The 13518-nt window shown below is 44.5% G+C and carries 12 protein-coding genes; 9 read left to right on the top strand and 3 right to left on the bottom strand.

Annotated elements, in window-relative coordinates:
- Positions 1-195: 195 nt before the first annotated feature.
- From ASD40_RS35295 to ASD40_RS35270, 6 genes are all read left to right on the top strand, one after another.
- The gene (locus tag ASD40_RS35295; RefSeq protein WP_057307805.1) at positions 196-2043 is read left to right on the top strand and encodes a glycoside hydrolase family 97 protein; all 1848 of its coding nucleotides are present in this window, start codon (positions 196-198) and stop codon (positions 2041-2043) included.
- Between the two features lie 361 nt (positions 2044-2404).
- On the top strand, positions 2405-3844 hold the full coding sequence (locus ASD40_RS35290) for a glycosyl hydrolase family 28 protein (RefSeq protein WP_057307804.1): 1440 nt from the start codon (positions 2405-2407) through the stop codon (positions 3842-3844).
- A gap of 39 nt (positions 3845-3883) precedes the next feature.
- Positions 3884-4066, top strand: a complete 183-nt coding sequence (locus ASD40_RS35285) for a beta-galactosidase (RefSeq protein WP_057307803.1) — start codon at positions 3884-3886, stop codon at positions 4064-4066.
- A gap of 533 nt (positions 4067-4599) precedes the next feature.
- The gene (locus tag ASD40_RS35280; protein ID WP_057307802.1) at positions 4600-5028 is read left to right on the top strand and encodes a hypothetical protein; all 429 of its coding nucleotides are present in this window, start codon (positions 4600-4602) and stop codon (positions 5026-5028) included.
- Entirely contained in the window at positions 5025-5369 is a 345-nt protein-coding gene (locus ASD40_RS35275; RefSeq protein WP_057307801.1) for a hypothetical protein, read from the top strand. The genes ASD40_RS35280 and ASD40_RS35275 overlap by 4 nt, the downstream gene beginning before the upstream one ends.
- A gap of 224 nt (positions 5370-5593) precedes the next feature.
- Positions 5594-6052 (top strand): PIG-L family deacetylase, encoded by a 459-nt coding sequence (locus ASD40_RS35270; protein ID WP_057307800.1) that lies wholly within the window; start codon positions 5594-5596, stop codon positions 6050-6052.
- Between the two features lie 931 nt (positions 6053-6983).
- On the opposite strand, the gene ASD40_RS38370 is transcribed toward ASD40_RS35270, so the two are convergent.
- Positions 6984-7127, bottom strand: a complete 144-nt coding sequence (locus ASD40_RS38370) for a hypothetical protein (protein ID WP_200957505.1) — start codon at positions 7125-7127, stop codon at positions 6984-6986.
- 449 nt (positions 7128-7576) lie between these two features.
- The gene (gene hcp, locus ASD40_RS35260) at positions 7577-8869 is read right to left on the bottom strand and encodes a hydroxylamine reductase (protein WP_057307798.1); all 1293 of its coding nucleotides are present in this window, start codon (positions 8867-8869) and stop codon (positions 7577-7579) included.
- Between the two features lie 561 nt (positions 8870-9430).
- Here hcp and ASD40_RS35255 point away from each other — a divergent pair.
- The 3 genes from ASD40_RS35255 (at position 9431) to ASD40_RS35245 (ending at position 12192) form a co-directional block, all read left to right on the top strand.
- Entirely contained in the window at positions 9431-10762 is a 1332-nt protein-coding gene (locus ASD40_RS35255; protein WP_082562660.1) for an epoxide hydrolase family protein, read from the top strand.
- Positions 10763-11000: 238 nt separating this feature from the next.
- Positions 11001-11861 carry a protein phosphatase 2C domain-containing protein gene (locus ASD40_RS35250; protein ID WP_156390289.1) on the top strand — a complete coding sequence of 287 codons (861 nt, stop codon included), beginning with the start codon at positions 11001-11003 and terminating at the stop codon, positions 11859-11861.
- Positions 11862-11940: 79 nt separating this feature from the next.
- Positions 11941-12192, top strand: a complete 252-nt coding sequence (locus ASD40_RS35245) for a hypothetical protein (protein ID WP_057307796.1) — start codon at positions 11941-11943, stop codon at positions 12190-12192.
- A 128-nt stretch (positions 12193-12320) separates the two neighbouring features.
- Here ASD40_RS35245 and ASD40_RS35240 read toward each other — a convergent pair whose 3' ends face one another.
- Positions 12321-12530, bottom strand: a complete 210-nt coding sequence (locus ASD40_RS35240; RefSeq protein WP_057307795.1) for an alpha/beta-type small acid-soluble spore protein — start codon at positions 12528-12530, stop codon at positions 12321-12323.
- Positions 12531-13518: the final 988 nt, after the last annotated feature.

Here is a 13518-nt window from a genome sequence, read left to right as displayed (position 1 = left end):
ATGCCGCTCATTTCCGTTCGGGGGTGAGCGGTTTTGTACGCTTCAACTGGAGATTCTAAAGAAATCAAAATAAAATGAATGATTTTGAAATTGATGAAATGAGCATGATTTGCTAAGCTAGGCCTGCCACATTCCTTTGGGTTAATCCGATCTACTCAAACGCGGAATGAATATATATTTTGAGGTGAAAGTACGATGGTAGAAGCATCATATGGAGAGAATAGTATTTGCTTACGTTTAGATAGTGATGGAAAAATATGGTATACCGTTAAGCGTAACGGAGCTGAGGTTGTTCTGCCTTCAAGGCTTGGACTGCACTTTGCCAATTCCCGTCCATTATGTGACAGGTTTACTATAACAAAAGTAACCAAAAGAAATGTGGTAGGTGCATGGAAACCTATATATGGAGAGCGGGCTAAGATTGATGAGAGTTTCGAAGAGGCAATTGTTTGCGTAGAAGATGACCTGGGACGGAGAATGGAAATCCGTTTACGTGCCTATTTTGAAGGTACTGCATTGCAATACTTTATACCGGAGCAGGAAAAGTTAAATAATTTTACCATTATTCACGAGGATACAAGCTTTGCCTTTCCGGAAGGAAGTCTTGCATGGGAAGAGCATGGAGTAGAAGGGGAATATGCTGTAAAACGAGTTGGTGATGTGAGCGGCTATTGTGAACGTCCATTCGCTGTGCAATTACCGGAAAGCGGATATGTTCTTATTCATGAAGCAGGGCTGACAGATTACGCAAGAATGTTGATTGTAAAGGATGAAGAAGCCGAAAACACATTAAAAGTGCATTTGTCAGGACATTTGTGTGGGCTTTTCAGTGAGAATGATTATGTAGGATATGGGTTTACTTTAAATAAAGACGAAACGGATAGTCTAGTTTCAAATGTAGAAGGAAAAGCGCCCTTTGCAACACCATGGCGAACTTTCATACTTGCAGATCACGCAGCGGAATTGCTATGTCGGAGCAATATGGTACTTAATCTAAGTGAGCCCTGCAAGGCTGAAGATCTTACTTATGTAAAGCCCGGAAAAGCATTAAGGGATATGATGCTGTCTACAAAAAGCGCGTTTGAATGTATCGATTTTTGTGTAGACCATCATTTTCAATACGTTCTTTTTGATGGAGGCTGGTATGGATCGCTTGATTCGGAAAATAAAGCAATCGATCCTAGAAGAGAAGACCCCGAACGGGATTTGGGTCTAAGGAAAGTCATTTCATATGGCAAAGAGAAAGGTATTGGGATTTTCCTTTACGTTGATAGAACCGCTGCAGAACCGTATTTGGATGCTTCACTCCCTTTATGGAAAGATTGGGGTATTGCAGGCATTAAATTAGGGTTTATTAAAGTAGGACCTCAAGAGTGGACACGTTGGGTGGTAGATGCAGTAAAAAAGTGTCATGAATATGGTTTGATGGTAAATATACACGATGCCTATCGCCCTACAGGCCTTTCACGTACCTATCCCAATGTGCTTACACAGGAGGGGATTCGGGGAAACGAGCATTTTCCCACAGCCACACATAACACGACATTGCCCTTCGTACGGTTTCAGGCTGGAGCAGGCGATTATACGCTTTGCTATTTTGATAAACGGTTAAAAGTGACGAATGCACATATGCTGGCTATGGGCGTTATTGTGTATAGTCCTATGCAGATGATGTTTTGGTATGATAAGCCGTCGGATTGGCATGGTGAGGAGGAAATTGAATTCTGGGAGAAAATACCGGTAACTTGGGATGAGTCAATTGGAATATCGGGTGAGATCGGAGAGTATGCAATTATTGCAAGACGCAAGGATAGCGAATGGTTTATTGGATGCATTAATAATGAGAAAGCCCGTGCTGTGAAAATTCCTCTACATTTTCTGGATGCTGAGAATAAATATAGTGCACAGATTTATGAAGATGTATCGGAACTTGATACTCGCACAAAGGTGGGTATTAGATCTGTCGAGGTTACCAAAGATTCCATACTTGAGTTTCATTTGGAAAGCTCGGGAGGAACAGCAATTTATTTAAAACCTATGTAATGTACAAAGATGACCTAAAGCATTTTCTCTATTTGGACTGAGCGTTTGACTAAAGATTACGGAAACGGTCGTCAGGCCACTTCTTTCAACGATAGCACTCAGCACCAACCAGCAGTGGAAGCTCGTAACATTAAGCTAAGATAATTGATTGAGCTTAAGCCGCTCATTTCCGATTGGGGATGAGTGGCTTCTCTGATGGACCATATGCTGTCATATAAAAAAGGCCCCCAATAAGGGAACCTAAAAAATATAATAAGCATCATCCGAGCCGACTTTCGACGTGAAAATCCAATAATCATGATTTCGGATCGCGTGGGCATAGTCGCATAACATCAAAATGAACTCAGTTGGAGGTACCAACATGTCGAAGGTAACAAAGCTAATTACGTATTCGGGCCCCTCGGGGTTAGCGGAAAATCACGATTTCTCGGTTAGGGCAAGACCGGCGGGCGGCGAATGGGAGCAGCTCTTCGTCTATGATGTCAAAGTCGACATGCATCAGGTACGGCATGCCTCCATGGCGATGTTCGATTGCTCGGGCACGACTGAGATTGAGGTTACGAAGAACGAGGGGACAGTAAACGACTGCGTGATTCGTCCGTTGTCGCGCGGTATTTCTTACACGCTTAACGGCAACACGATCACTTTTACCATTGACGGCCCGCAAAAGCTGTCGGTGGAAGTGAACGGTGACAGGTTCCATAATTTGCATCTGTTTGCCAATCCGCTCGAGCAGGATGCGCCGTCCCCTGACGAGCCGGGCGTCGCTTTCGTCAAGCCGGGCATCCACCGGATCGAGGACCTTCTTGCGCTGCTGACGGCTGCGGGAACAGACGACTGCGAGACGCATACGCTCTATTTTGGGCCGGGCATGCATCATTTGGAGGAAGTGATTTTGCGCATCCCGTCGGGGAAGACGGTTTACATAGCCGGCGGAGCGGCGGTCGCGGGCTCTATGGTCTGCGACTCCGTCAGCGATGTCACTGTCCGCGGTAGAGGCGTTCTTTACTTGACTGAATTCGGGCGTTTTTCCGCTTTCCGCGGGGTGCGTATCATCTTCTCCAAGCGGATTCGCGTCGAGGGAATTGCACTTATCGATCCTCCGCATTATAGCATCTATATCGGTAAGTCCGAGCAGATCCGGATTGCGAACTTTAAAGCGTTCAGTACGAAAGGGTGGTCGGACGGGATCGATATGATGGCCAGCTCGGATATCGAGATCGAGGACGTGTTTATGCGCAATTCCGATGATTGCATCGCGGTTTACGCCAGCCGGTGGGATTATCAAGGGGACACACGGAATGTTACCGTCCGCAATTCCGTCTTATGGGCGGATGTGGCCCATCCGATGAATCTCGGCGGGCATGGCAATCACCATATAGGAGACGTCATCGAGAACGTCCTGTTCGAAAATATCGATGTGCTCGAGCATCATGAGCCGCAGCCCGACTATCAGGGCTGTATGTCGATTAATGCCGGCGATAACAATACGGTCAGAAATGTCACCTACAGGAACATTCGGGTTGAACCGTTCGAGCTCGGACGGCTGTTCGATATCCGCGTGCTCTTCAACCCGAAGTACAATCCGGTGCCGGGCAAACGGATCGAACAGATTCGCTACGAGAATATTTCCTGTGTCGGGGACTGCGGCAATCCGTCGCAGATCGGCGGATACGATGCGGACAGGACAGTCGATCATATCGAATTCAAGAATGTCACAATTAACGGGAAGCCGGTGACGGACGCCGAATCGGGCAACATCCGGGTGCTTCCGTTTGCTGGCAACATCCGTTTTGAATAATTCAAATATCATACCAAACGATAAGGTGACGAAGTGAACGTGGACAAAACCATTCCGGGAGAGAAATTTGATCTGCGCGTGGGCTACTATCCCAAGCATTGGCCGGAGAAGATGTGGGCCGATGAGATGCGGGAAATCGGCTTTACCATTGTGCGTATGGGGGAGTTTACATGGAATTCGCGGATGCTATTTTCAATATCATTAGTGACGGACAAAGTATAAGTATGCCGATGTTTGTGAGGGATGGATATAAATGAATTCAAGTAAGACCCCTTCAAACCCTAGAACAGGAGTTAATTAAGTTGTCCAACTAATGTATTGAGTAACATTGTTATTCCAATGAAACATATTGAAAATGATACTGTTGAAATACACCTTTTATTAGTTGAAAGTTTTAGACAAGAACATATATCGTTAGATACCCGCGCTCAGCGCGGTTTTATTATTTTAAGGGGATCTGTCAAATCTTTTGTGTAAACTCTTTTAAAAGACTTCTCCCCGAGGGGAGAAAAAATTTTCAACGTAGATGTTGGCCGATACGAGTCTTATGAGCTTTGTTTTTTTAATCTCGATGGAGTAGATATTAGGAGATCTGCAAACATGTTATTACTCTAACAGGACACATTAGTTGAATGAGACTTATAGATACATGTATGTAAAAAGTACTTCAAAACTTATTTGTAATTCAGGTTTTTCACTCGAAAGCACCACTTCAAAACTTAATTTGTAAATTGTCACCCAACAGCGGTCAAATTGTGGTTGGGCTAAAGTATAACGGACGGACCATTTTAGAGCCAGTCGGCAGCCTATATCCGGAGATTTTGACGGATACCGAGTCTCGGATTCCGGGATGTGGTGAAGTAATCCAATCCGCACCACAGCGCTGCGCAACCAATAAAATGGCAGCACAACTAGCAAACAATATCATAAACACCTTGCTCACAGAGAAAATGATCCTTGTTCATCAAACCATCTTCAACTCTCGGATGTGTGGAGTACGACCAGAGTTTATAAGCTTGGCCCAGCAGGAACTGTTTAAGGATACGCTGAAAGAAATGGCTTCCCTTAAACAAACTGTCGATAGGCCAAGCGTTGCAAAGCGTCCTGCAAAACAGGATGATGGCTCTAATCCCGAATCTGATGAAGATGAGTGGGACGATGAGTGCGAGGAGGAAGACCAATGACTTCCATTCCTGCAAACTGGTTATCTCGCGAGGAACGAGTTGAGGTTGTCAAATGCCCGGTAACTACCCGGCCTAAGACATTACACTCTTCTGCCTATCGTGCTAAACGTCAAGATGGTAATGTCGTATTTATTGAGCGTAAGGATATCCTTTTGGAAGACGAGGAAACACTTATTGAAGAATTAGTTCGTATTTTAAAGACTTATAACAACCCACAGCGTTCCGACAGGTACAGTCTTATTCTGAGGCAGCTCATGAAGAATGAAGTTCCATTCTATCGGCCGCTCGAGCAAAGAATGTCCGAATCAAATAATGAACAATTGCTTTTACGCTTAAAGTAAGCAGAGACTCGTTCCCTGCTTTTTTTAGTTGATAAGAAGTTTAATACTTTTGCTTCGTATCTACCTTGACAAACACGCTCGTCCTAATGGACGACGAAGTCGTTTATCCTTGGTTGGCAAGAAGGAATAAGTAGTAGGATTAAGTGAATTTTTCAGGGTCCAGTCGTTAAAGAAACAATAGGCATAACGTATATTGCAGATTGAAATATGAAGGAGTAGTGGAAATGTTTCGAAAACTCAGTGTTCAGAGTCTCAATAGCCCGATTCTCATCATTTCACCGCACCCGGACGACGATATTTTAGGATCAGCCGGCTTAATCCAACACGCACGCGGTCTCGGAAAGCAAATTTATGTTATATACATCACCAACGGTGACGCGAATAAGGCTTCCGTTACCAGATTTCTTAAAGATCCCTTGACCACTCAATCATTCATTCGTCTTGGTCGAATTCGACATAGCGAGGCAATTAAGGCCGAAGCTACTTTAGGGATACCTCGAAGTCATCTTTTCTTCGTTTCATTCCCGGATGGAGGAACGTTGCAAATAGCCCAAAGTCCAACTCCAGGAAAAGTGTTTCGTTCCAAGCGCACTCTTTTATCATCTGCTTCTTATCCATTTGCTTTTGTTCGGAATGCGCCTTACTCAAAATGGTTGTTGTTCAGCTCATTCGCACCATTCTAAATCGTGTACGACTTCGACAATTGATAGTAAATGCTTCCGAACTAAGGGGAAAAGAGAGGGCGTTTCGATTAGAACCGTCTCAATTCAAAGTAAGCCCACTAAATCGTAGTTTAATTAGAGGGAGTGAATTTTTCTGGATGGGATCATCAAAAGTAACTAAAACAACGAAGTTATCCCAATTCGAGAAACGATGTGATTCGTAAAAAAGTAGAACATGTTGCTACACAGGGAACAACATGTTCTACTTTTTTCTGTGGAAATGTGTCACGTAAAGGCCATTTTTTTACAATCTATATGTACAACCAGTTCGGGTCAAGGTTCTCGACATATACTAAATTTATAATTAAATCCGTAAATGGCGCATTTGGAGGGCATTACATTATTGAGAATGAGGGGGAGCTGAGCTGTCTTGATTAAGATGAATCCGTACATGAAAAGGAAAATAAAAGGGAAGAAATTCATTGGGTCTGGTGTAACGCGAGTTGTATACGATTTAGGTAACGGCTATGTTATGAAGATAGCAAAATCAAAAAAAGGGATCAAATGCAACAAGAGGGAAGTAGACATGTATAAATCATCTTTGAAACCGATAAGAAAATATTTTGCGCGAATTATCGATTACGACACGGATTATCGCTGGGTAACTATGAAAAAATATGATCGGAAATTCCGGAATTCCCGAATAAATAGACGATTGCTTATGAAATTAGTAAAGAAATTTTTGGACAATGGAATCATTCCATCCAAGGGTACAGGCCAATATTATAAATCGTATGCCCTTAACCTGCGTTTAAAGCGGCACTTGCGTTTAAAGCGGAGTAAACAGATCGTAGTCATTGATTATGGGGGATTTAGATTTCGTAGAAAAAAAAGCAGGTAGCGGTACCTGCTTTTTGTTTGTTAACTAACCCCATGTTCTTGTCCTCCGACATCAGCCCTTGACTGCACCTGCGGTAACGCCTTTTGTAATCTTCTCATTAAATATGGCGTAGATGATAATAGCCGGTATCGAAGTTAACACCATGACGGCAAATTGTGATCCATAATCGGATGAATATTGGCCGGTGAAATTCATGACAGAGAATCAACGTTTTAAGTGAATCTTTACTTAAAAATGTGGATGCCATAATAAATTCATTCCAGCAAGTCAGAAACGTTGATGCTGGCATCGTAAGCGGCATAATAATTTGAAAGATAAGTCATGTCATTTAGCAGGTGGAAATCCTGTTTGGAAAGACTCTAGCCAAGTCACCAATAGCGAGTCTTGGAGCGGTAAGGGTAACCTTACGGTTTAAGCGTAGACAGTCAGCTAGTAGGCCGTGTAATTGAGCCTCGAAAGAACTGCAAAGATGGGAAGGTCGACAAATTTTCAACTTTGGAGGACCACAAGTTGCCATAATAATACACCCTTTAGAATTCATCGGATTAACCAAGGGGTTTATCCAATGTCTATTCTAAGGGGTGCACTTCACAGCGCGCAGTTGCCAAAGCCGGGGGATTTTCGTCTATGTAACGCTATAATGCTTAGTGCAGCGAAAGCATGGCCGCCATGTCCTCTTGTGCATTGCCGATCAGCTTCAGTCCGAATTTCTCGATGAGTACGTTCATGACACCTTCGTTAATAAACTCCGGTGCCTTCGGGCCAATACGGATATCTTGGATTCCGAGGCTGAACAAGCCTAACAGAATGGCGACGGCCTTCTGCTCGAACCACGACAGCACGATGCTCACCGGCAGTTCGTTGACACTGCAGCCAAAGGCGTCGGAGAGCGCCAACGCGATTTTGACCGTGGAGCCGGAGTTGTTGCACTGGCCCAAATCGATGTACCGTGGGATACCGGTGCCGGCAACCGTACCGTAATCCACATCATTAAAGCGGAACTTGCCGCAGGACGTCGTCAAGATAACCGTATCATTCGGTAGCGATGTCGCCAGCTCGCGGTAATACTCGCCGTCCTTGCCTGGAGCATCGCAGCCGGCGATGACGAAGAAACGCTTGATAAGGCCGTCTTTGACCGCTTGAATGATTTCCGGCGCAAGACCGATGACAGTTTCGTGGTGGTAGCCGGTGGTCAACACCTGCTCAGAGTCAATATTCGCCTCCGGCAGCTCGAGTGCACGCTCGATCAGCGGAGAGAAGTTCTCACCGACGATTTTCGTGACGTTCTCAAGTCCGGCTACCTCATAGGAGAAGAAGCGATCCGCATACGTGCCCTTAATCGGCATAACGCAGTTTGTCGTTGCGAGTATCGCTCCCGGGAACTGCTCGAACAGCCGGCGTTGGTCATACCAGGCTTTCCCGATGTTTCCTTTTAAGTGTGTATATTGCTTTAGCTTCGGATAACCGTGGGCCGGAAGCATTTCGGAGTGGGTATAGATATTGACGCCTTTGCCTTCCGTCTGCTTCAGCAACTCTTCTAGTGCATACAGGTTGTGCCCCGTCACGACGATGCATTTGCCCTCGATCTTATTCTGCGGTACCGTAACCGGCCGCGGAATACCAAAGTGCGTCGTATGCGCACGGTCGAGCACATCCATTATTCGCACTGCGGCATTGCCGACCTTCATGGCCATATCCAGGTGCTCCTGCAGATTGAAATTTGAGTTTGTCAATGTCAGATAAAGTGCTTCGTGCGTAATTTTATCCACTTCCGGGTCGGTATATCCAAGTTGTCTGGCGTGCGTCGCATAAGCGGCAATTCCCTTCAATGCAAAAATGATCGTATCCTGCAAGCTGGCGATCGTCTCGTCTTTTCCGCATACCCCGATAACCTTGCAGCCGCCGTTCGGCGTTTGTTCGCATTGGTAACAAAACATGATACATCCTCCATCCGGTGATTTGCTATTTTCTCTTACACCGATTAGCTTATCAGAAACGGGAGGAAGCTTATGTGACGGAAGTCACACCACACTCAATATTTAGGAAATCTTATGAGCAAAGAAAATTTCCAACAAAAAGAAACCTCCGTTCTTCTCTTATGAGAATGCGAGTGGGTTTCTTATGGGTACCTATCGGCGGTGCGTTACCGCTTCTATAAACGGTATAATCGATGTTATCGTATCCAATCCTTTGACAGGCTTAATCACTGACGCTAACTTCTTCTTCTTCTAGGTTTACTACTGGCACACCTCTTACATCCGGCTCCTAATGGAATGATTTAGACAAAATGTCCACCACACATATACCTCGCTGCGGGGAAATAAGTATTGGGGGTCTAAGCCAATGTTCTTTTCGTAATCCCTAAACTGAGTAAATAAAGTATTAGACTGCTGGGTGTTTCAGCATTTACTCCGAAAAATGGAATAAGAATTGTACTTCGGATGGAATCTAACGGAAGGGTATCCATAAAAAACTTTCCGATTGGAGCGTTACTACTTATGAGCAGCAGATACTGGTTTCGTTTGGCAATGATTTTGGTCCTGTCCCTAGGATTGACGGTCTGCGGTACTAATGCCAATGCTAAAGGCGGGAATCCGCAAGCAAATCCCCAAAATTCCAAAACTAATCAAAAGGAGATAAAAAAGCTACCTACAGACAAGAACGCCATTCGTCCGTTTCATGTGAATGTTCCGGAAGCGGAACTTACTGAATTGCGCAGGCGCATAAACACGACAAAATGGCCTGATAAGGAAACGGTCTCGGATCAATCGCAAGGCGTGCAGCTCGCGACGATTCAGGAACTCGCGCGCTATTGGGCGACAGATTACGACTGGCGCAAGATCGAGGTGAAGCTGAACGCCCTTCCGCAGTTCATCACCGAGATCGATGGTCTGGACATTCACTTCATTCACGTTCGTTCGAAGCATAAAGGTGCTATGCCGCTCATCGTCACGCACGGATGGCCCGGCTCGATCATCGAGTTGCTGAAGATTATCGAGCCGCTTACCAATCCTACGGCATATGGCGGGAAGGCATCGGACGCTTTCGATCTGGTGATTCCATCGATGCCTGGCTACGGATTTTCGGGCAAGCCAACCACGATCGGCTGGGATCCCGACCATATAGCACGTGCCTGGGCAGAGCTGATGAAGCGCCTTGGATACACAAAGTATGTGGCGCAGGGAGGCGACTGGGGTGCGCTTGTCACGGACTTGATGGCTGTACAGGCGCCTCCGGGACTGGTTGGCATTCACTCCAACATGCCTGGCACGGTTCCGGCCTACATTGATAAGTCGCTCAAGTGCGATAGCCCGCCGCCCTCCGGTCTCTCAGATGACGAAAAGCGCGCGTACAAGCAGCTGGACTTCTTTTACAAGCACAGCGGCTACGCCCAATTGATGGGGACGCGCCCGCAGACGCTGACCGGACTGGCGGATTCGCCCGTCGGTCTGGCAGCCTTTATGATTGACCATGACGCGCGTAGTCTGGAGCTGATCTCGAAGGCCTTTGCCGGACACCCCGGAGGCCTTACGCGAGACGATGTCCTCGACAACATCACGCTCTACTGGCTGACTAACACGGCGATTTCTTCGGCTCGTCTCTACTGGGAGAACAAGTACCCCTTTTTCACCGTCAAGGGCGTCTCCATCCCGGTTGCCGTGAGCGTCTTTCCTGATGAGCTCTATCAAGCACCTAAGAGTTGGGCAGAGCGGGCGTATCCCAAACTCATATATTACAACAAGCTCGACAAGGGCGGACACTTCGCGGCGTGGGAGCAGCCTGAACTTTTCACTGCAGAACTCCGCGCCGCATTCAAGTCGCTACGCTAATCGGAATTAGGTGGAATACGCTGATGCCGTTATAATTGGTGTCTTCTGAAAGCACCATTCATTCATTCGGTTATAGAATTGGCAAAGAAACGTTGAACTAATGAGGAATGATAGTGAAGGAGCTCGCTGCAGCTCCTTTTTTTGCTCATTCAACTAACAGGCAGAATAGTTCCAATACTTGGTAGTGGAGAAAATGGTAAAATAGATCGAGGATATTACAGATTAATTTGAGAAAGGGGTGAACAACTTGAATGTTACTTATGAGGAGATCACCAAGAAAGGCGTTGGGGTACTAAATGAGGATGCTATTATTATGCATCCGAAAGCAAATTTGTATGGAGCTTTGGATGGTGTATCTTCCTTGGTACCTTATCTAAATTCCAAAAAAGAAACTGGCGGTTTTATTGCGGCGAATCTGGTGAAAAACTACTTCGAATCTGTTACTGATCCTGGAAGTTTAAAGGACCACATGATTGAGGTGAATGATCTTCTTAGGGAACAAATGGTGCTCGCTAATATTGATCTGGAGAAAAAGGAAGAACTCTGGGGAGCGGCATTGGCAATTGTTCGTATTCAGGATGATGGTGTGGAGTTCATACAGACAGGGGATTGCATGATTCTAGCCGTGTATGCTAATGAAGAGGTTCGCCCATTAACATGGAGACAAGTTTCTCACTTAGAAGCTCCAGCATTCGCTAAATGGCAGGAAGGAATAACAAAAGGCTTAAAAAGCCAGAAAGAGCTTCATGAAACCGTTATTGATACAATAAGAAAGAACCGATATCGCGCTAATACAGATGGTGGTTACGGGGTTTTAAATGGGGAAAAGGATGCAGTTCGTTTTTTCGAATACGGGAAAATTAATCTGACGTATTTAAAACATATCATTTTGTTGACTGATGGGATGTTTTTACCAACAAATATCGTACCCGAACAGAGTTCGTATTGGAGCTTTGTTGCGCAAAGAATATTGAATAAAGGTATAAAACTTTATACTCAAGAATTATTAGAACTTGAGGATAGCGATCCTGAGTGTATTCAACATATTCGCTTTAAGAAATCAGACGATAAGACCGCAATGGTGATTAATTTCCATTAGCAATTGCGCTAACTGGGAACGATAGCTCAATCTACACAAAGTAAGTCTGCAGGTTTTTAGAGGAAAGGAAAAGATTTGAATGAGCAGGAAAAGCGTGGTTGCCGGGATACTTTTATCCTTGTCTGTACCGATGATTGTGTTTTTCGCAATTGTAGCTATTACTAATCTCGGTAACGTGCAGGGGCCTCCAGAAGATTTTCAATATCACGATTCTTACTTCGTCTTGATACATATTGATCCATACGTGTATCCCGTATTGGCTGTGATTACTTTCACGGTTTATGCAGCAATTTTCTGGGTCGTGCGATACGTTAAGCGAAAGAACCTGTAAGCTTTCGAAGAATGAATCAATGATTCGTTACACTAACTGGAAACGTTTGTTCAATGATAGCAATGTAAGGTTTGCCAGTTTGAACGAAAGGTGATCGTAGTCTTTTTTACTAGGCTTACATTATTGATTTAGCGTTTAAATCCATTTAACTGCTGCTCAGCAATTTGTACAAGACGCTTTGTAATTGTTCCTCCGATAGAGCCTGCATCCCTTGTAAGGAGATTTCCATTGTAGCCATTTGGCTGAAGAGGGATGCCCAATTCTTGAGCTACTTCATACTTTAGTTGGTTAATTGCCGCTTTAGCCTGTGGTACGAGTAAAGTGCTGTTATTTGCCATGGGATAAAATCACTCTTTTTCTCAATGTGCTTTATTTTGTGGAGATTAAGGGCGGATTATGTAAGAATAATCTCATTTGAAAAGCATTAGTTCCCAGTAAGAAATTATTGTTTAATTTCGCCGACCAACTAATTGATTGGCACAATGTGTCTGCTTATATTACTTCCTAAGTGAGTACAATATATATGTTTCAAATTACTCAAAGGGGTGTGCTAAAGTTAACAGGCTAAATTTTTTAGCTTATTTCATCAAGATAGAAAGGAGGTAATCTCAATGTCCGATAAAACTAAAACTAAGATAACCAAATCTCAGCGAACCCTAGATAAGGAACTGCAATCTCGAACTCGAAAATCGCCTGACCAGTCTGCACAAAATAATACACACGATCAACCAGGTGATGCTTAAAAACATTTCAGCGAACCATTCAATTAACAGTAGCTGAATCTGTTGGTGTCGATTACACAATTGCATGAGGCGAAAACGAACCAATGAGGCTCTATGTGGAATAATGGTGGAAAATAGCATCATCATATAGTAGGGAGATCAACTTTCGAATTTGGAGGATAAATACAATGACATCCAGTAGAGGACATCAAGGAGTAACATAGTTCAGAACTGGATGAAATCATTGATACGGATGTCAGTTCCTAAGTTGAGCTTCGGCATGGAACGATCTAAAGTAATACGAGTTAGAGACCTGCGGCATGCTTCATGCTGCGGGTTTTTTTTCTTGTTCGGCGGCACAAACATAATCGTTGATCCACGGGATAATTCGTGGATCATTTTCCTTTACATATCAAAAGATCAACAAAGTGGCTGGTCCTCGTGGCTTCTTTAAACGGATTTCGTTCGGCTGCTTTTCTCCTTTAGAAACATCCAGACCAATGACTGGATTCACAGCTCTCATCCTCTTCTTCGTATTTGCCGTCAATCCCTGACTTAGCATCGCAATCGAGTCTAATACTTATTTTCAATGTACATTCGGAAC

The organism is Paenibacillus sp. Root444D2, assembly GCF_001426375.1.
GTDB lineage: Bacteria > Bacillota > Bacilli > Paenibacillales > NBRC-103111 > Paenibacillus_E.
Note: the sequence above shows the minus strand (reverse complement) of the source record. Positions and strands in the feature narration are given on the sequence as shown.